The 18,816-nt window shown below is 38.0% G+C and carries 19 protein-coding genes; 14 read left to right on the top strand and 5 right to left on the bottom strand.

The features are described from left to right. Positions 1–10: 10 nt before the first annotated feature. Positions 11–403 carry an SPOR domain-containing protein gene (locus C8K15_RS04490; protein ID WP_108585236.1) on the bottom strand — a complete coding sequence of 131 codons (393 nt, stop codon included), beginning with the start codon at positions 401–403 and terminating at the stop codon, positions 11–13. 219 nt (positions 404–622) lie between these two features. After that, entirely contained in the window at positions 623–1,795 is a 1,173-nt protein-coding gene (locus C8K15_RS04485) for a M20 family metallopeptidase (RefSeq protein WP_108585235.1), read from the bottom strand. Positions 1,796–2,005: 210 nt separating this feature from the next. On the opposite strand from C8K15_RS04485, the gene C8K15_RS04480 reads away from it, so the two are divergent. The 3 genes from C8K15_RS04480 (at position 2,006) to C8K15_RS04470 (ending at position 3,788) form a co-directional block, all read left to right on the top strand. After that, complete coding sequence (locus C8K15_RS04480; RefSeq protein ID WP_369973705.1) at positions 2,006–2,446, top strand: SRPBCC family protein; 441 nt, start codon at positions 2,006–2,008, stop codon at positions 2,444–2,446. Positions 2,447–2,566: 120 nt separating this feature from the next. After that, complete coding sequence (locus C8K15_RS04475) at positions 2,567–2,800, top strand: YuzF family protein (protein WP_108585234.1); 234 nt, start codon at positions 2,567–2,569, stop codon at positions 2,798–2,800. A 94-nt stretch (positions 2,801–2,894) separates the two neighbouring features. Continuing rightward, on the top strand, positions 2,895–3,788 hold the full coding sequence (locus C8K15_RS04470; RefSeq protein ID WP_108585233.1) for a manganese catalase family protein: 894 nt from the start codon (positions 2,895–2,897) through the stop codon (positions 3,786–3,788). A gap of 230 nt (positions 3,789–4,018) precedes the next feature. Here the strand turns inward: C8K15_RS04470 and C8K15_RS04465 are convergent, their stop codons facing one another. Then, positions 4,019–4,531, bottom strand: a complete 513-nt coding sequence (locus C8K15_RS04465; protein ID WP_108585232.1) for an antibiotic biosynthesis monooxygenase family protein — start codon at positions 4,529–4,531, stop codon at positions 4,019–4,021. Between the two features lie 211 nt (positions 4,532–4,742). Here C8K15_RS04465 and hemE point away from each other — a divergent pair, with 211 nt between their 5' ends. From hemE to hemY, 3 genes are all read left to right on the top strand, one after another. Further along, entirely contained in the window at positions 4,743–5,792 is a 1,050-nt protein-coding gene (gene hemE, locus C8K15_RS04460) for a uroporphyrinogen decarboxylase (protein WP_108585231.1), read from the top strand. A gap of 73 nt (positions 5,793–5,865) precedes the next feature. After that, positions 5,866–6,801, top strand: a complete 936-nt coding sequence (gene hemH / locus C8K15_RS04455; protein WP_108585230.1) for a ferrochelatase — start codon at positions 5,866–5,868, stop codon at positions 6,799–6,801. 29 nt (positions 6,802–6,830) lie between these two features. Next, entirely contained in the window at positions 6,831–8,240 is a 1,410-nt protein-coding gene (gene hemY, locus C8K15_RS04450) for a protoporphyrinogen oxidase (protein ID WP_108585229.1), read from the top strand. Between the two features lie 223 nt (positions 8,241–8,463). Here hemY and C8K15_RS04445 read toward each other — a convergent pair whose 3' ends face one another. After that, on the bottom strand, positions 8,464–9,381 hold the full coding sequence (locus C8K15_RS04445) for an NAD-dependent epimerase/dehydratase family protein (RefSeq protein WP_108585228.1): 918 nt from the start codon (positions 9,379–9,381) through the stop codon (positions 8,464–8,466). A 264-nt stretch (positions 9,382–9,645) separates the two neighbouring features. Between C8K15_RS04445 and C8K15_RS04440 the strand changes: the two genes are divergently transcribed. The 3 genes from C8K15_RS04440 (at position 9,646) to C8K15_RS04430 (ending at position 12,764) form a co-directional block, all read left to right on the top strand. Next, positions 9,646–9,822 carry a hypothetical protein gene (locus tag C8K15_RS04440; protein WP_233260374.1) on the top strand — a complete coding sequence of 59 codons (177 nt, stop codon included), beginning with the start codon at positions 9,646–9,648 and terminating at the stop codon, positions 9,820–9,822. Positions 9,823–9,926: 104 nt separating this feature from the next. Continuing rightward, positions 9,927–10,496, top strand: a complete 570-nt coding sequence (locus tag C8K15_RS04435; RefSeq protein WP_108585226.1) for a TetR/AcrR family transcriptional regulator — start codon at positions 9,927–9,929, stop codon at positions 10,494–10,496. Positions 10,497–10,577: 81 nt separating this feature from the next. Beyond that, complete coding sequence (locus C8K15_RS04430) at positions 10,578–12,764, top strand: YhgE/Pip domain-containing protein (protein ID WP_108585225.1); 2,187 nt, start codon at positions 10,578–10,580, stop codon at positions 12,762–12,764. Positions 12,765–12,840: 76 nt separating this feature from the next. On the opposite strand, the gene yhfH is transcribed toward C8K15_RS04430, so the two are convergent. Further along, positions 12,841–12,966: a protein YhfH gene (gene yhfH / locus C8K15_RS04425; RefSeq protein ID WP_108585224.1), complete on the bottom strand. Its 126-nt coding sequence runs from the start codon at positions 12,964–12,966 to the stop codon at positions 12,841–12,843. Positions 12,967–13,105: 139 nt separating this feature from the next. On the opposite strand from yhfH, the gene lplA reads away from it, so the two are divergent. The 5 genes from lplA to C8K15_RS04400 all read left to right on the top strand — a co-directional run bounded on the left by lplA (position 13,106) and on the right by C8K15_RS04400 (position 18,731). Further along, positions 13,106–14,098, top strand: coding sequence for a lipoate--protein ligase (gene lplA, locus C8K15_RS04420; RefSeq protein WP_108585223.1), 993 nt, complete (start codon positions 13,106–13,108; stop codon positions 14,096–14,098). A 225-nt stretch (positions 14,099–14,323) separates the two neighbouring features. Then, positions 14,324–15,028 carry a response regulator transcription factor gene (locus C8K15_RS04415; protein ID WP_108585222.1) on the top strand — a complete coding sequence of 235 codons (705 nt, stop codon included), beginning with the start codon at positions 14,324–14,326 and terminating at the stop codon, positions 15,026–15,028. Continuing rightward, a complete protein-coding gene (locus C8K15_RS04410; RefSeq protein ID WP_108585221.1) occupies positions 15,028–16,071 on the top strand; it encodes a sensor histidine kinase in 1,044 nt (347 codons plus the stop codon). The genes C8K15_RS04415 and C8K15_RS04410 overlap by 1 nt, the downstream gene beginning before the upstream one ends. After that, complete coding sequence (locus C8K15_RS04405) at positions 16,049–16,822, top strand: ABC transporter ATP-binding protein (RefSeq protein WP_108585283.1); 774 nt, start codon at positions 16,049–16,051, stop codon at positions 16,820–16,822. The genes C8K15_RS04410 and C8K15_RS04405 overlap by 23 nt, the downstream gene beginning before the upstream one ends. Further along, positions 16,794–18,731 (top strand): FtsX-like permease family protein, encoded by a 1,938-nt coding sequence (locus C8K15_RS04400; protein WP_108585220.1) that lies wholly within the window; start codon positions 16,794–16,796, stop codon positions 18,729–18,731. Before C8K15_RS04405 ends, C8K15_RS04400 begins: the two co-directional genes overlap by 29 nt. The last annotated feature ends 85 nt before the right edge of the window (positions 18,732–18,816 follow it).

The following is an 18,816-nucleotide window of genomic DNA, read 5'->3' as shown; positions in this document are numbered from 1 at the left end:
TCTTTGGATCCTAGTCCTTATCTTCTACAACTTTTACTTTAAACGTACCTAAACCTAAAGAAGTAGAAAGTTGATTTGTTAGTTGCTCAATATATTTTTCAGCTTTTTTTCGGCTTGTATCGATTCCATGTAAAACAATCGTGATTTCTTTTTTATCCATACTAAAAATCGTGTAAGCAATACTCCCGGTAGGTTTATATCCTTCATCTTTTAATTTAGTAATGAGCTCCTGTTGAAAGTTTGCATCAATCATTTTACTAGTGACGGTTTCAACCTCCTGTACATCACGGAGGTAAAGGTCCTGGTCAGATTCAGATGTTAGGGACGATAGGATAATAACCAAGACGACAATACAAAATAATGCGAAACCTAGCAGCAATACTCCTTTATTAGACCTTCTCATTCTGAGCCTCCGATTACACAGTTGTTTTTTAATAATATGCCTATAACCCTCGATTATTCGAATTATGGGTCAATGGTCAATCATTCTCCTGATAAAGATAGCTCATTTTAAAGTAACCTGTTATTAATGAAGTCATCCTTAAAGGCTCTTTATATCCATTTCGATAATAGGTTACAAAAAGAAAACCCGACACCTGATAAAAGGTGTCGGGCAAACTTATTATTTTACTTCTTGATAATCTACAACTGCTGCTCCTAGCGTTTTTGCTGCGATTAACATAGCGCCTTCGTCAAAATCAAACTTCGGATGATGATGTGGGAATACTTCACCTTTTGGCTGAGCCCCAGTGAAGAAGAAAGTGCCTGGAACCTTTTCTAAGTAATAAGCAAAATCTTCACCGCCCATGTGTTGGTCAGATTCAAGAACATCGCTAACACCGGGTATTTGTTCTGCTACTTCTTTTAGGAACTGTGTTTCAGTTTCATGGTTAACGACAGCGTTATATCCGCGTTCGAATAAGAATTCATATGTGCAATCATTCATAAGACACGTACCTTGTATAACACGTTCCATTTCTTTTTCAATTAAGTCACGCACTTCGGGGTTGAATGTGCGAACTGTGCCGATTAACTTCGCCGAATCTGCGATTACGTTAAATGCGTTGTGAGCAACGAATGAACCAACAGACAATACAGCTGATTCCACGGGATTTACGCGACGAGATACGATTTGTTGTAAGTTTGTGACGAGTTGAGCACCAATGACGATTGAATCTTTAGTTTGGTGGGGGCTTGCTCCATGTCCGCCACGTCCTTGAATGGTGATTTCGAATCGATCTGCCGCAGCCATTACTGGCCCAACGCGATATTCAATCGTCCCAGCAGGAGTCAATGACCATAAATGAGTTCCAAAAATCGCATCGACACCTTCTAAACATCCGGCTTCTATCATCGGTTTAGCTCCACCTGGGGCATACTCTTCAGCATGTTGATGTATAAGAACATACTCACCAGATAGTTGTTCACGCATTTCATGCAATGTTCTTCCTAGAACCAATAACGTAGCGGTATGACCATCGTGACCACATGCATGCATAACACCTGGGATCGTCGATTTGTACTCAACTTCTTTTTCATCTTGGATGGGTAATGCATCAAAGTCTGCTCGTAAAGCCACAGTTTTGCCGGGTAGTGCACCTTTTACACGAGCAACTACACCATTTCCACCAACATTTGGAGTGAAATCAATACCTAGTTCAGCATAAAAATCTTGAATATATTTTGCTGTATTGGTTTCTTGGAAAGAAACTTCTGGATGCATATGTAGATATCGGCGAATGATTTGCATTTCCTCAAAAGCAGTATCCAGTTTTTCGAATAATTGATTTTTCATAATAAGCTCCTTTCGAATGTCGAAATAGTTTGAATGTTTGTTATTATAACATTACGGATACTGCAGAACAATTGAAGTTTCATAGTTTCACAAAACTGAGCAAAATTCGACTTTAAACGGAGAACAAAACACTTAGCGAGAGACCTATTGATTAACGTATGAAATTGGATAGTAGAAAATTGCTATTTTCTTCGTAAAAAGGAGTGTTTCATGGTGCCAATCATAATAATCGAAACTTACATAGAATCACCAGTCGAAGTATGTTTCGATTTTGCTCGCAACGTAGAAATCCATACGAAGACAACATCTCAAACGAAAGAACGAGCAGTCGATGGCACTACAGAGGGATTTTTGAAGAAGGGTGATAAAGTCACTTGGGAGGCGATTCACTTTGGAGTGAAACAAAGATTAACAGCCAAGATTTCGGAGATAGAAGAACCAAAGTCATTTACTGACGTCATGGTAAAAGGTGCTTTTCATTCTTTTACGCATACACACGAATTTATTGAGAATGGCTACGGAACGATTATGAAGGATATTTTTGAATATAAATCTCCTTTTGGCATCATCGGACAACTAGCCGATAAGTTGTTTTTGGAAAAGTATATGAGAAATTTTTTAGTATCTCGTGCGAGTGAATTGAAGAAATAGCAGAAATAGAGACCTATTTCGAATGAATAAAATCCAACTTTAATTATGAATTACCTGCATTCACAATAAAACTTCTTCTTCCATACACTATGACTATTGATTGGAAGGAGTGTGAATTTAATGAATGGTCAACCACAGCAATCGGTGGAGTACGTCAGCAGTTACGATCCGTATGTGTATCAAACATTAACGTCAATTATTGGAAAAAATATTGTTGTTCAGTTATCAAATAATAGTGCAGTGCAAGGAGTACTTAGTCAAGTGTTGCCAGATCATATTGTGGTCGAAAAGAATAAAACTCCATTTTTTATACGTACTCAACAAATCATATGGGTGTCACCGGCTTTCTCATAAACATTAAAGCAACATATTCTCTTTATCACAGTCATACACATAACGATAAGGGTTTAATTCCCTAAGGTGATTAAATATGAGAAGAGGAAATTCCATGATTAAACGTATGAATAGATTGGCGATTGACCTTCCGATACCTGAATACGGGGATGCGAATGCCGCTGCTGCGGTACAAGAATTGCTAGGCGGAAAATTTGGTGAAATGTCTACATTGAATAACTATATGTATCAATCCTTTAATTTTCGTCAAAAAACAAAATTTAAGCCGTTTTATGATCTTGTTGCAAGCATTACAGCGGAAGAGTTTGGGCATGTAGAGTTGGTATCTAATACCATTAATTTATTGCAAAAAGGGACTACGTTTGCTGGTGATCCAGATTTATCTCCATTGCAAAATGGAAAAGACAAACGAAATACGTATGCATTTATCGCAACGGCACAAACCTCTTTGACCGGTGATTCAATGGGTAACCCATGGCGTGGGGATTATGTATTTTCCAGTGGTAATCTAGTATTGGATTTATTACACAATTTCTTCTTGGAATGTGGCGCGAGGACTCATAAGATGCGCGTCTATGAAATGACAAGTCACGAAACTGCCAGAGAAATGATTGGTTATTTACTTGTACGGGGCGGTACACACGTACTTGCATATGCAAGGGCAATTGAAATGGCTACCGGAGTCGATATAACAAAGATGCTCCCAATTCCAAGTTTAGATAATCGTGCATTTGATCACGCGCGAAAGTTTGAAGATCAAGGTTTAGGAAACGTCTTATTTACATGGAATGATGAAGGACAATATAAAGATATTCGCTCTATCTGGAAAGGCGAAAATCCGAGCAACGGGCAGCCACTAATCGTTAAAGATGGCGCACCTAAAGGAGCAGAAATTCCAGACCTCGAAGATCTTCCTGAAGAATTCGCTCCAGGAATTGGACCAGATGAGTATCAACAAATTGCCAAACGACTAATGGCAAATATGTAAGAAGAGGGTTGGCATGAGCTGACTCTCTTTTCTTTTTGCCTATATAGGATTTGTCTCAATAAGTGACTCAGTCACAGTGCTGGTTGACGGAGTGATGCTCCAGGTTGACGAAGTGAGGATACAGGTTGTACAAAATGACATATTTCCCTAGAAAATTCCTCCGAATTTTAACCTAGCAAATAAAAGCGCCAACTCCTTAATAGGAATTGGCGTTTTCACAATCATAAAGATTAGTCATTCTTCTTAGCGGTCGTATACTTCGTAACATATGAAGCGCTAGAGAAAATATTAGGGCGTTTGTCGATGCCTTCATCAGTTCCACGTTTTTCGTGGGCTTTGTTATAGGCTTGAGATGTTTGCCAAGCTTCAAATGAACTTGGTCCAGTCCACTCTGTCAAAATGACGTACGTATCAGAACCGACAGGACGTAATACGCGAATCGCAATAAATCCAGGTTCATTTTCAATTGCACGTGCGCGATTACTAAAACGATGTTCAAATATTGGACGCCCTTCATCAGTTACTGGAATGTTATTTAAGACGAAAAAGCCTTGATCACTTAATTCACCAGACGAGTCAATGACTTCGTATTTTCGAGGTGTTTGAAAAACAGTTTGCCCAGTTGTTTCGTGAAGGAGAACTGCGTTACCTTCGCCGTGAAGAACAACCATCTGTTCTGTGGCATGTTTTTCTCTTAAAGAATTCATGAATTCAGTTGTACCAGAAGTTAAATAAATGTTCATGTTTTTCCCTCCGTATCTATATGTACAGTATAATCTTCCCCAAATCAAAAAGCTCGAAACAAACCTTTGTCAAAAGAGTGTCTTCTATTCTAGACAATTCTATGACATTTGCACCTGAAATCTATACAATAGTGTAGAGAACGTCTATATTTAGAACGAATATAAAAGGGCGACAACAAAAATGTGAAATTGAAGGGCAGGAAAGAAAATCATGACAAAGTTTAATGATACATTTCTACGTGCTGCACGAGGCGAGAAAGTTGATCACACACCTGTATGGTATATGCGTCAAGCAGGACGTTCACAACCGGAATACCGAAAAATTAAAGAGAAGTATTCATTAGAAGAAATCACACATCAACCGGAACTTTGCGCGTATGTTACTCGTTTACCTGTTGAAAATTACAATGTAGATGCAGCGATTCTATACAAAGACATCGTAACACCACTTCCAGGAATCGGTGTTGATGTGAAAATCAAATCAGGTATAGGTCCTGTTATCTCAAATCCAATACGAACAGTTCAAGATGTTGAGAAACTTGGAGAGCTTTCCCCACAGGATCATATCCCATTCGTTTTAGAAACGATTAAAATTTTGACACAAGAACAACTGAATGTACCGTTAATTGGTTTCTCAGGAGCTCCGTTTACACTTGCAAGCTACATGATTGAAGGCGGTCCTTCAAAAAATTACAATAAAACAAAAGCATTTATGGTATCTGAACCAAAAGCTTGGTTTGCATTAATGGACAAGCTTGCAGATATGATCATTGTCTATACAAAAGCTCAAGTTGATGCTGGAGCAAAAGCTATCCAAATTTTTGATTCTTGGGTAGGTGCTTTGAATATTGAAGATTATCGTATCTTCATTAAACCGGTAATGACACGTATCTTTACTGCGATTCAAGAGTTAGGTGTTCCCGTAACGACATTTGGTGTAGGTGCAAGTCACTTAGCCAAAGAATGGCATGACCTTCCTGTAGACGTTGTAGGTTTAGATTGGCGTTTATCGATCAAAGATGCTCGTGCAATGGGCTTAACGAAAACACTTCAAGGTAATTTGGATCCGTCACTATTACTTGCTGATTGGTCGGTAATTGAGGAACGTGCAAAAGATATCGTTGATCAAGGTCTCGCACATCCTTCGCACATTTTTAATTTAGGTCACGGTGTATTCCCAGAAGTAAACCCGGATATCTTAAAACGATTGACTGAATTTGTACATGATTATAGCCGTAAACAAATAAAAGCACATTCATAAGTCGTTTATGTTCGCATGAATAAATTGAACAGAGCAAAATGAATGTTGTAAATAATTGAATGAGGTGATGAAGTTGTCTAAGAAAACGATGGGACTGCTTGTCATGGCTTATGGTACGCCATACAAGGAAGAAGATTTAGAACGTTATTATACTCATATTCGTCATGGCCGTCCGCCAAGTCCCGAAGCTTTAACTGAATTAAGAGATCGCTACCGTGCTATCGGTGGAATTTCTCCATTAGCTAAAATAACAGAAGATCAAGCGGCAGCCCTTCGCGACCGGTTGAATGAAGTTCAAGATGAGATCGAATTTAAATTATATATCGGCTTAAAACATATTGAACCATTTGTAGAAGATGCAGTTGAGCAAATGCATAAAGACGAAATCACAGAAGCAGTTTCAATTGTATTAGCACCTCATTTTTCTACATTCTCAGTTAAATCTTATAATGGACGTGCGAAAGAAACCGCAGAAAAATTAGGCGGTCTTCAAATTACTTCTGTTGAAAGTTGGTACGATGAACCGAAATTCATCCAGTATTGGACAGAAAAAGTATCTGAAACGTTTAACTCGATGTCAACGGAAGAACGTGCTGAAGCATGCTTAATTGTTTCTGCACATTCATTACCAGAAAAAATAATCGCAAATGGCGATCCATATCCAAACCAATTAAAAGAAACAGCTGATTTAATAGCGCAAGCTGCAGGTGTAGAAAACTATGAAGTTGGTTGGCAAAGTGCTGGGCAAACTCCAGAGCCTTGGATTGGACCGGACGTACAAGATTTAACTCGTGAATTACACGAACAAAAAGGCTATAATACATTCGTTTATACACCCGTTGGATTTGTAACAGATCACTTAGAAGTGCTGTTTGACAATGACTATGAGTGTAAAGTAGTAACGGATGAAATCGGTGCTAATTACTACCGACCTGAAATGCCAAATACGCAGCCATTATTTATCGATGCCATGTCTGACGTTGTATTAAAATATTTAAGTGAAAAATAAGTAAACTGAAATCGAAAGTGATGATGACTGTGTCTCGAGAAAAACGAAAAGTAGCAATAATAGGTGGCGGAATTACTGGACTAGCGGCTGCTTTTTACTTGCAGAAAGAAGCGAGAGAAAAAGGGTATCCTCTTGACGTGGTTTTGATTGAAGCGTCACATCGTCTTGGTGGAAAGATCCAGACAGTCCGCAAAGACGGGTTTGTTATCGAACGGGGACCTGACTCGTTTTTGGCACGTAAGAAAAGCTTTGGCATTTTAGCCGAGGATCTTGGCATCAGTGACCAACTTGTAAGCAATGCAACTGGCCAAGCATATATTCTCGTCAATGATGGTCTTCACCCCATTCCTGGAGGGTCTGTCATGGGCATTCCTACACAAATATCGCCTTTCGTCACATCGGGATTGTTCTCATGGAGCGGAAAATTGCGCGCAGCTTGTGATTTTATTTTACCTAAGTCTTCTGTTAATGGAGATCAATCGGTTGGACAATTTTTACGTAGACGTTTCGGAGGAGAAGTTGTTGAAAATTTAATTGAGCCTTTATTATCAGGAATCTATTCAGGAGACATTGATAAAATGAGCCTCCACGCAACGTTTCCCCAGTTTTATAAGCTGGAACAGGAACATCGTAGCTTGATTATCGGTTCGAAAAAAACTACACCAAAACCACCTGTACAAAAGTCCAAAGAAGGTATTTTCCGTACGTTTAAAAATGGCTTAGAAACAATAGTGGAAGCAATAGAAGAACAGCTTGAACCTGACTCGGTGATGAAAGGTGTCCGTGTGGAACGTTTCGAAAGAGTAGGGGATAAAGTAAATCTGTTCCTCAACAACGAATCAGAAATACTTCTCGATCAATTGATTATTGCAACGCCCCATTTCGCAGCTCTTTCATTATTTGAAGAGCATGGATTGATGAGTGATTTTCGGGACATGCCTGCTACTTCAGTAGCTACTGTCGCTATGGCTTTTAAAGAAGAAGCGGTCAAACAAGAAAAAGAAGGCACTGGATTTTTAGTGTCGAGAAACAGTGATTATTCCATCACTGCTTGTACGTGGACACATCGTAAATGGCCAACTACCACACCAGAAGGTCATGTGTTGCTTCGAGGTTTTGTAGGTCGTGCAGGTGATGAGTCTGCAGTGGGCTTATCCGACAGCGAGCTCGAAAAAGTGGTTCTCTCAGATCTACGCAAAACAATTAATATTGATCAAAATCCTCTATTTTCAGTGGTTACTAGATGGAAAAATGCTTCTCCCCAATACGTGGTAGGACATAAAGACCGAGTAGCTAAGGCGAAAAAAGAAATTCAGGAGCATTTCCCAATGATAAAGCTTGCAGGAAGTTCTTATGAAGGTCTTGGATTACCGGATTGTGTCGATCAAGGGAAAGCCGCTGTTAGTGAAGTTTTGGAAGAATTGTTTGTGAAAAAATAAAAATGATATGAAAAAGGGCGACTCTTTGGAGTTGCCCTTTTCATATGAAATAAACTTCAAGAATTAAAAATCAACTATAGGATTCAAAAATATTTAGGAAGAATCAATTTCTCTATAGTAATCAAGGATTGCTTTCTAAGAATCTTCAAAAGGAATAATCGGTTTCCAGCCCAAACTGTTGGATTTATATTGCAGCTATATGAGGAGTTTAAAAAATTTAACATTATGAATTTCTTTGATGAAAATCATAGGTTTCATTTAATCCATTTAATATATCGACAGTTGGATGCCAGTTAAGTACATTTTGTGCTTTTTCATTATTAAGACAGCTATGCTTAATATCACCTTCTCGAGGTGCTGTAAAAACAGTTTGAATACATTGGCCATGGATTACTGCTAAACGTTTTAAAATATCATTGATGGATGTTTTCTTCGATGTACTTATCTGAATGGTTTGTTGTGCACCTCGATCTAATGCCGCAATATTGGCAGCAACAATGTCCGTCACATAAATAAAATCCCTGGTTTGTTCACCGTCACCATGGACACTTAAAGTACCATCAGTTTTTAATCGATTTAAAAAGACAGCGATAACGCCACCTTCACCTTTTGGCAATTGTCTTGGACCATATACGTTTGCATACCGCAATATTGTATATGGTAATCTATAAAGCTCGTAGAAGAGCCTTATGTATGACTCCGCTGTCAATTTGGATAAGCCGTAATAGGAAGCCGGAATCGTCGTCTCGTTTTCAGAAAGGAATTCTTTTTTTAAGTTACCGTAAACTGCTGATGTAGAGGCAAATATAAATTTTTTAACTCTTGCGTCACGACTAGCTTCTAGAATATTGATTGTGCCTTTTATATTTACATCTGCATCGTATTTTGGATTTTGAACGGACATTCCAACGTCTGCCTGGGCAGCTAAATGAAAAACAGCATCTGGCTTAACGTGTAAAATAATGCTCTTGGCTTCTTCACTACAGATATCGACTTCATGTAATTCTGCTTTCGGATTTACACTCACTAGTTGACCCGCAACGAGATTATCCAAGATATGAACTTCTGCGCCTTTTAAAATGAGAGCATCAACCAAATGGGAACCTATGAACCCTGCCCCCCCTGTAACGATAACTTTCATACTTCATACACCCTTTTGTTTTTTTTATTATATGTATAAGAGAGAATATGAGATTAGGCAGGTAACTCTTAAATATATCGTCAACATTGAGTTACATGGAGGGATTGAAAAGTGGTAATCTACAAGCTCTTTCATGAATTTGCGAGGGAATAGTAGGCATTTGATTAAATCGATTTATTTTTAGAACAAAAGTTTTATCGTGTATATTTGTTAGTGAAAGAGAAAACTGAACAGAGAAGAGATGAAAAGTGGATGTTCAATATCATGAAGTTTTTAATTTTCTTTATTCTAATCTATATATATGACTTCTTACTAGGTTTCATCATTTTTGATCGTTTTGGATCAGGAAGTTTAATGATGAGTTTTTTTAGTTCGGTAATTGCAACTGCATTTGCCGTAATAACGACGTATTACATAATTAGACTAATTGAAGATCTTTAATACATTTTAATTTGTTGTTGCAAATTTACGTAATATCAATTATGATAATGACTGAGTGACTGAAGTGGTTTTTTGGTCATTTTTATTAAAGAGAGGTGAGGTTAATGAATCGGCGACGAGAAATTTTAGAAGCTGCGACAAAATCATTTTCTTTATTCGGCTATAAAGCGACTACGATGGACCAAGTAGCAAAGCTTGCGAATGTTGGTAAAGGAACGATTTATACGTTTTTTTCCAATAAAGAAGAATTGTTTCATGAAATCGTCTTTACAATGATAAATGAAATGAAAGTAGAAAAAGATGCGATTATTTCTGGGCAGTGTTCGTTCCAGGAAAATGCCCATCTTGTATTAATGAAAATGCTGGAATTCCGTGAGCGTCATGCATTGCTATCTAAGTTAATTGCTGAAGAAAAAGATATGCAAACACCGATCGTTCAAGCAGTTCTTGTTAAAGTAGAACAAGAAATAGTAGGCTTTATTGCAGAACACATCGAACGAGCTATTGCTAAAGGAGAAATAAGACAAGTAGATGTCGAACTTGTTGCATATTTATTATTTAAAGCCTATATGGCCTTTGCAGTAGATTGGCAAGTAACGCATGAACACGTCCTATCAGAAGAAAAGATTGTAGACGTATTTCGCGATACTATATTTCGCAGTCTCATCAAGTGAGACTCTTTTTTTGGAGCATTATGACCAATTGGACGTTTTAGTCAATAAGTTTTGACAATACCTTATTAGGAGGGAATTTTAATGATAAAACAAGAATTTCTAAATATCTTCAAGAACAAAAAATTACTTATTCCGATACTAGCAGTTCTTTTCATCCCTGTCTTATATGCAGGAATGTTTTTGTGGGCTTTCTGGGATCCTTATGAACAGTTGAGTGAGTTACCAGTGGCTATAGTTAATGAAGATGCAGGAGCTGAATTGGAAGGAGAACACTTGTCGGTGGGGAAAGATGTTACAAAGAATCTCATCGAATCAAAACAATTTCATTTTGTAGAAGTATCTAAAGAGCAAGGTGAAGAAGCATTAGAAAATCAAGATTATTATATGGTGATAGAAATCCCTTCAAATTTCTCACAACACGCAACAACTCTTCTCGATGAACAACCTGAAAAATTAATGATTGAATACAAACCAAATGAAGGCTTTAATTTCTTATCAGCACAAATTGGAGATTCCGCAATGGAGCGCATTCGTTCGGAGGTAAATAAACAAGTCGTCGCAAGCTACTCTGAAAATCTCTTTGCGTCAATTTCGAAAATGGGTGATGGTTACGGTGAAGCAGCAGACGGTGCTGGGAAATTAACAGAAGGTGCAAACAAGTTATCTTCTGGTGCAACAGATTTAAAAGGATATTTAGAGCAATTAGCTAGCGGCTCTGTCGATTTAGCAGATGGTTCCACTAAATTGGCTTCTGGTACTGTACAGGCATCAAATGGAGCGAGTGAATTGAATAGTGGACTTGGCAAACTGTCTTCAGGGGCGACACAAATACAACAAGGTTCTAGTCAAGTATCTTCTGGGGCTGGTCAGTTACAAAAGGGAGTTGCCTCATATACACAAGGAGTTGCACAAGTATCGTCTGGAATGGCTACTGCAAACGAAAAAGAGCTACAACTTGTAGGCGCGTTAAATCAACTTCAAGAAGGTGCAGCCACTGCCAATCAATCAGTTGGACAATTAGCAGGAGGGGCATCTGAAGTAACTTCTGGTATCGAGACATTATCACAACAAATGGCGCCGATTTTAGCATCTTTACCTGAAGAACAGCAAGTAGCTCTCAAAGGTGCATTTGCAAAACTGGAACAAGGAAGTTCACAAGTTTCTGAAGGATTAGGTGCACTCCAAGGTGGAACGGAACAGTTAAGCGGTGGCTTGAGCCAAGCTTCAACGGGAGCTGGAAAATTAGCAACAGGCCATCAAGAAGTAGCAAAAGGACTGAAGACATTAACACAGTCTTCAAATACATTAAATGAAGGAGCTTCATCCTTAGCAACTGGAAGTGAAACGCTGACGACTAAGTTAGGTGATTTACAAAAAGGGCTAGCTAGTAGTGCTTCTGGAAGCCAAAAACTTTCTAGCGGTTTACAAGAACTGGTACAAGGATCTGAACAGCTAACTTCAGGCACATCTGAACTTGCTTTGAAATCGGGTGAACTAGCAGATGGATCAAGTCAGCTGGTAGATGGAACAGCGGAACTTGCGCAAGGAACAACCACTTTACAAAATAAAATGTCAGATGCTTCTACTGAAGCGAATGAAGTCAACGCAACAGATAGCACAATTGAGATGGCTTCTTCTCCTGTCGACGTAACCAAATCTGCAATTAATCATGTGCCGAACTATGGAACAGGATTTGCTCCTTACTTCTTGTCACTTGGACTATTTGTGGGTGCATTAATGATTTCTATTGTTTTCCCACTTGTTCAATCAGCAATTCCACCAACAAGTGGATGGGCATGGGCAACAAGTAAAATGGTCGTGCTAGGTATTGTAGGAGTGGCACAAGCATTGATGGCTGTAGCCATTTTACTATTCGGCTTAGGGCTGGAACCAGTCAATCTTGGTTGGTTTATAGCTACCGCTATCATGACCAGTTTCACGTATTTAGCAATTGTTCAAATGCTCGTATCGGTTCTGGGTGATAGTGGACGTTTTGTGGCCATATTAGTTCTTATCTTGCAGTTAACAACAAGTGCTGGAACATTCCCACTTGAATTAATCCCAAGACCTTTGCAAATCTTTAATCAATGGTTACCGATGACATATTCTGTTCAAGGGTTCAAAGCAGCGATATCTTCCACAGATATTAGTTTTATCCAATGGAACAATGGTGTTTTGTTGGCATTCTTTATTGGTGCTGTAGGATGTACCATTTCTTACTTCATTGTTTTATTTAAACGACGCTTTTCACATATTCAAGAAGGATAAGAAATAGCCGTTCAGGGGAAGATCCTGAACGGCTATTTTTTATGGAGACGATCTTGAGTGGCGTTTTACGCTTTTCTTATAAGTGATTACATTTGTCGCAAGTGTTACCATAGCATTCATGTTGTTCTTCAATTTTATCTCCACATTGCGTGCATTTTTTGGGTGGAAGATTTTTGAAGAATTCGATTACGTTTTCAATCATGCCCTTAACCTCCTTTTTAATACTGTACTAGTACTGTTACTCTTTATAGTAGTGTATTATAACAGTTGAACATTTGTCAACACAAAAAGTAAATTTTCCTTTATAGTGTATGTAGCACGTTTAAAAGGAGCGATACTTTATGTATTTTATTGATAACAAAGGAATTACAGATCCTCGCATTAATTTAGCGATTGAAGAATATGCGTTGAAAACAATGGATGTTGATAAAGATTCTTTTTTTCTGTTCTATATCAATGAACCAGCCATTATTATCGGCAAAAACCAAAACACTATAGAAGAAATAAATACGGACTTTGTGGACATCAATGGAATTCACGTCATTCGTCGTTTATCAGGTGGAGGAGCTGTATACCATGATCTTGGAAACTTGAATTTTAGCTTCCTTACTAAAGATGATGGTGATAGCTTCCGTAACTTTAAAAAGTTTACACAACCGATTGTCGATGCATTGAAAGACATGGGCGTTGACGCAGAACTATCTGGACGCAATGATATTTTAGCGGAAGGACGTAAAATTTCAGGAAATGCACAATTCACTACAAAAGGTCGCATGTTTAGTCATGGAACATTGATGTTTGATACAGAAATTGATGCAGTTGTTTCAGCACTTAAAGTACGAAAAGATAAAATCGAATCAAAAGGAATAAAATCAATTCGTAGCCGTGTAGCAAATATCACTGAGTTTTTGGAACAGAAAACAACGATTGAAGAATTCCGATTAACACTACTACATTCGATTTTTGGTAGCGAAGAGAACGTCAAAGAAATGGTGTTAACTGAAGAGGACTGGACAAATATTAAAGAATTATCAAAAGAGCGTTATGGTAACTGGGATTGGAATTATGGAAAATCTCCAGCTTTTAATATGTCTCATTCTGAACGTTTCCCTACTGGAGGAATCGATGTGCGTCTACAAGTTAAAAATGGACTGATTGAAGACGCACATATTTACGGCGATTTCTTTGGAGTGGGTGACGTAGCTGACATCGAAAGTCGTTTGATTGGTGTGTCTTATGACAAAGCAGCTATTTCCGACGCAATAGGGGATTTTGAAATCACCACTTATTTAGGTGGTATTACTAAAGAACAATTCCTTCAATTAATTTATTGATTAGCCTTGTGTAGCCTGACTTCGGTCAGGCTATTTTTCATTTATTCGTCTAAATAGTATTTTGTACAACCTGGAACGGTAAAGCGTCAACTCGGAATGACAAACTGTCAACCTGTAGCAACTTCACTGTTAAATTCACTCTTTCCGTCTTCAAATTCTAGCAAGAGTAGCACTTTGGGCTTTTCTTAAGTACAATTAAGAAAAAGAGTAAAGGGTGAAGCCATGATGTCGACACATCGAATTTATATTGTTGAAGATGATCGTAAAATCGCCTCACTACTTGCCGATACCTTACGTAAATATCATTATGAAGTGAAAACAGTTCAAGATTTCGATCTGATATTAGAAGAATTTGAAGCGTTTGATCCACACCTCATTTTGCTCGATATTAATTTACCTTCTTATGATGGATACTACTGGTGCCGTCAATTCCGTACAAAAACGACTTGTCCAATCCTATTTATTTCAGCAAGGTCAGGGGATATGGACCAAGTATTCGGATTAGAAAATGGAGGAGATGATTTCATAACGAAACCTTTCCACTATGAAATCGTCTTAGCCAAAATAAGAAGTCATTTACGAAGAACATACGGTGAGTATGCAATGAAACAAGAAGAACGTACCATTAAACTTGGCAAACTATGTTTATATTTAGAACGTATGGAACTTCATTTTTCTTCTCTTGAAATTCCTCTGCAAAAGCGAGAATGTACCATATTGGAGTTATTGATTAGCCAGTCACCCAAAGTGGTAACTCGTGAGCAATTGCTCGAAGAATTATGGGATGATCAAGCTTTTGTAGATGAAAATACTTTAAACGTTAATATGACTCGTGTTCGTAAAAAGTTACAAGACTATGGAATAACTTCGACGATTGAAACTGTGCGAGGAGCAGGCTATCGTTTTGTATTAAGTGCGGAGGAGTCATGATGAATTTTCGTTTGTTTGTTAAAGAACATGTCGCGTATGTAATTTTCCAACTGATTATGGTGCTCTTCATTATGTCCTTATATTGGTTGGATGGTTTCCGAAATATCGATACCGCGATTTATTCTGTGGTCATTAGTACGTTATTAATATTATCTTTCCTTCTGGGAAGGTATGTGAAGCGCTATAGCTTTTACCACAAATTATTGTCACAGCCTAAACAAATGGAAGCTGCTTTGCAACGTGATGGAAAATCTCCGGAACAACAACAAGTTGAAACTTATCTACATGGGTTATACCGTTTATATCAAAAAGAAGTAGAAGCCTTGTACGCTAATCAAAATCGTCATTTACAATTTATGAATCAATGGGTACATCAAATGAAGACACCAGTATCAGTCGCAGAATTGCTTCTACAAGAAGATGGTGACTTTGATAAAAAAAGTATGCAAGAAGAAATCGATCGATTAAAAAGAGGACTCGATTCTGTTTTAATCAATGCTCGGATCGATACATTTGAACAAGATATGCAAATAGAACAAGTTCAATTAAAAACATTGGTATCAGAAGTAGTGTCTGAGAATAAACGCTTATTTATTACACATCATGTGTATCCCGTCATTTCAATCGATGAAAAATTCATCATTCCTACAGATGCAAAGTGGATGAGATTTGTCATCGGCCAGTTCATTACAAATGCAGTAAAATACACATTTGAAGAAGGCAAGAAAGTATATATTCAGGCAACCTGTCAACAGGGTCAAGTTTTGCTGAAAGTCCAAGATGAAGGCATCGGAATTCCATCAATTGATCTTCCACGAGTCATGAAAGCTTTCTTTACAGGTGAGAATGGAAGAAAGACAGGTGAAAGTACAGGAATGGGTTTGTATTTAGCCAATGAAATTTGTGGGAAACTAGGTCATAAACTGCGCATAACTTCTGAACGAGGAAAAGGAACTGTTGTTTCAGTACTGTTTCAACATCAAGAAGGAATAGAGAGGGGTGTAACGGAAGATGACCAAGATGACCATATTGAAAATGGATGAAGTGACCAAAGTGTACGAGGGAAAAGTGACACACCGTGCAATCAACCAACTAAGTTTTGAAGTTAATAAAGGAGAGTTTGTCGCAGTGATGGGGCCTTCAGGAAGCGGCAAGACGACACTACTCAATCTGATTTCAACTATTGATTCTGCCACTTCCGGTACTATTACAATTGATGGGCAGCGTCCCGAAGAAATGACTAAAACCGAGTTGGCTCTTTTTCGTCGGAGGCAGCTCGGTTTTGTCTTTCAAGACTTTAATTTATTGCAAATGCTAACAGTAGAAGAAAATTTGGTGCTCCCCTTAACATTAGATGGCATTCCTATAGATGAAATGAAAAGTAGAATCAAGGAATTTGCTAAGAAATTAGACTTGAATCAAATTCTTGAAAAACGTCCAAATGAAATTTCAGGTGGACAATCACAACGTACAGCAATTGGCCGCGCACTTATCCACAAACCGAACTTCATTTTAGCAGATGAGCCTACGGGGAATTTGGATTCCAAGGCATCTCGTGATGTACTAGAGCTACTTTCAAAAGTAAATCAAGATCAAAGAACTACCATTCTTATGGTCACTCACGATCCAATTGCGGCAAGCTATTGCGATCGTGTGATTTTTATAAAAGATGGCGAGTTTTTTAATGAAATTTATAGTGATGAACGAAGACAAACCTTTTTCCAACGCATTTTGAATGTATTGTCTTTACTTGGAGGCAATGTCAATGACCTTTCGACAATTCGCTTACCGTAATGTCATTCGAAACAGACGGATATATGCAGCCTTTTTCATGGCGAGTATTTTCTCAGTCATGGTATTTTTCATGTACTCGATGTTATTGTTTCACCCGAAAATTGAAGACGAGTTTTTAAGAGAATTTGCAGCATCCGGGATGATTGTTGCGGAAATCATTTTATATATCTTCACTTTATTTTTCTTGTTTTATTCAATGAGCGCTTTTTTGCAAGCACGTTCAAAAGAATTTGGGTTACTTCTTCAAATTGGTATGGAAAAGAAACAATTAAACCGGTTGATTTTTCTTGAGTCAATGTTGATTGGTGCGGTATCCATTGCAATAGGTATCTTTTTTGGATATGCCTTCTCTAAATTCTTCTTTATGATTGTTCGTGAATTATTGCAATTAGATAGCTTACCTTTATATGTATCTTATAAACCGTTTGCGTTGACAATAGGCGCCTTTTTTAGCCTTTTCATCATTATAGCGATGACAAGCGTGGTGTTTATTCGTGAACAAAAAATTATTGAACTGATTCGTGGATATTGGAAAACAGATGAACTGCAAAATTATTCAACGGTAAAAGCATATCTTGGGATAGGCATGTTGTTATTTGTATACGGGGCAGCCGCTTTTACTTCGAAGAATGTCGTGTTGGCATTTGCCATTGTCTTACCGCCTCTTGCGGCACTAGGGACATACTTTTTCTTTACCCACAGCGTACTCTTTTTGCTTCACCAAATCAGAAAAAGAAAGTCACTCTATTGGCGACCCTATCGTTTGATTGCTGTTTCGGAAGTTGCTGTGAAACTGCGTGAGAATGCACGAATGTATTTTATCGTTACGATTGTTTCAACCGTTGCATTTCTTTCTGTAGGAACCCTAACATCTTTATCATCTTATACTGGGCAATTTCGTCAGTTAAATCCACTGTCACTCATTTATACAAGTGAAATGACGAATCCATACGAATCAGACCATATTACTACCTTACGAAAAGAATTAGAAGAGCAAGGATTGTCCTATACACTTGTGCCATTTTTAATAAAACAACAAACATCTTCTTTTTCACAGAATTCAGTGGATATTTTGAGAGAGTCCGATGTGAACAGTTTGGCAATCGCACTTGGATCACCTCTTATTGAGTTAGATACAGGAGAGGCAATGTTTATACCGTATTCAGAGGAATCGGTCGATAGTTTAACCAATAGAGAAATTCAAACAGTACTTGAAGAAAGTAATGTCCCAATTCAAATACGCGGTGTATACCCACAAATGTTGTTTCCTTCTATGATTATTGGTTCGAATATTATTGCTGTCAGCGACGAAGATTATCAACTAATAGTCGAACCGTTTAGTGGGAAAAGAAAACAGGATTCTTCCTATAAATTCTTTGCTTTCCACGTAGCAGAATGGGAACGGACAAAATCAATTGGATTAGATATTGAATCGCAAGTGACAGATGCAATTGATGATGATGGGTTTACCAATCTGCCGTTTTATTTTGAAAACCCTGGCTTGAACTACTCGGTTATCCGAGCAACGTTTTCCTTGTTGTTATTTACTGGGTTAATGGTTGCAGCCGTCTTACTATTAGCCGCGGGTAGTTTTGTATACTTCAAATTGTACACTGGTTTAGAAAGAGATAAACGGCAATTTGATTTATTAAAACGAATGGGATTAACCGATCAAGAATTAATTAAAATAGTCAATCGTCAACTCATCCCACAGTTTTTCTTGCCATGGGGAATTGCTATGTTGCATAGTGCGTTTTCATTCTTGTCACTGCAAGTAATTTGGAGAAATTTAGCTGAAGTTTCTATTTTAAGTGAGATGATTTTAGTATTAATAGGATTTACCCTCATTCAAGTTGTGTATTACTTCTTAATCCGCTGGCGCTATATTTCACATGTCCGAGCATCGTAAGAAATCTGCGACGAGTAACCGCAGGAGCAATCCTATCTGCGACGAGTAACCGCAGGAGCATCGTGGAATTTCACGGTGCTTCTTG

The sequence above is a fragment of the Paenisporosarcina sp. OV554 genome, from assembly GCF_003058165.1.
Lineage (GTDB): Bacteria > Bacillota > Bacilli > Bacillales_A > Planococcaceae > Paenisporosarcina.
Note: the sequence above shows the minus strand (reverse complement) of the source record. Positions and strands in the feature narration are given on the sequence as shown.